The 774-nt window shown below is 61.9% G+C and carries 1 protein-coding gene and 1 pseudogene; both read left to right on the forward strand.

The genetic code is table 11. The annotated features are described in order from the left end of the window. Positions 1–154: pseudogene (locus ABFX50_RS50835) on the forward strand (IS5/IS1182 family transposase); the annotation flags it as partial. 293 nt (positions 155–447) lie between these two features. After that, on the forward strand, positions 448–774 hold a 327-nt coding region (locus ABFX50_RS50840; protein WP_346158537.1), incomplete at its 3' end, for an SMI1/KNR4 family protein.

Genomic DNA, 774 nt, shown 5'->3' on the forward strand with positions numbered 1-774 from the left:
CGCCCGCATCCGCGCCATCGGCGAACGCGCCGTCGCGACCTTGAAGAGTTGGAAGGTGCTGACCAAGCTGCGCTGCTGCCCGCATCGAGCGACCGCACTCGTCCAGGCCATCCTCGTCCTGCAGCTCATCGAAGAGGGCCGCTACTCAGGATGAAAAGGGCTCACTGGAGCGGGTGACGGGAATCGAACCCGCGCTGTCAGCTTGGGAGCCATCTACTGATCTTGCCCTGCTGAGCTGGGAAAGCGGGGGTGCAGGTCGAGGCTGGTCGAGTGACCCTGAGTCCCCGTGATTCACCGCTGATCGCCGCTCGTTCTGGCACGGATCTGGCACGCGTTCGGTGCCTCTGTGTTGTGGCATTGTCGGTCGAAGCTGACAGCATGCAGCCTTATGGACGCAGACGACTTCTGGCTTTTCCTCCAGCGGTCTCCGTACGCGGAGTGCAGATCATGACCGAGGATGAGATCTTCGAAGCGATACGGTCAGACCCGGGGCCCGATGTACTACCGGTGGCCTCGTCCGAGGCGGTCGCTGAGGCTGAAGAGGCCATCGGTTACCCGCTTCCTTCGCTGCTACGGCGGTTGTATCTGGAGGTGGGGAACGGAGGTTTCGGTCCTCGCGGTGGCATCATCGGTGTACGGGGCTATGACTTCTGGAAAAGCGACATCTTCGCGGACATCACTGACCTCTTTTCATCCTCGGGCGACTTCGTAGTTCTGCAGAACGGCGATGGCCTTGCACAGGTGCCCAGTCTTGAGGGGGCAGCAGCGGAGCTT

Source organism: Nonomuraea recticatena (genome assembly GCF_039533245.1).
In the GTDB taxonomy this organism is placed as follows: domain Bacteria; phylum Actinomycetota; class Actinomycetes; order Streptosporangiales; family Streptosporangiaceae; genus Nonomuraea; species Nonomuraea roseola.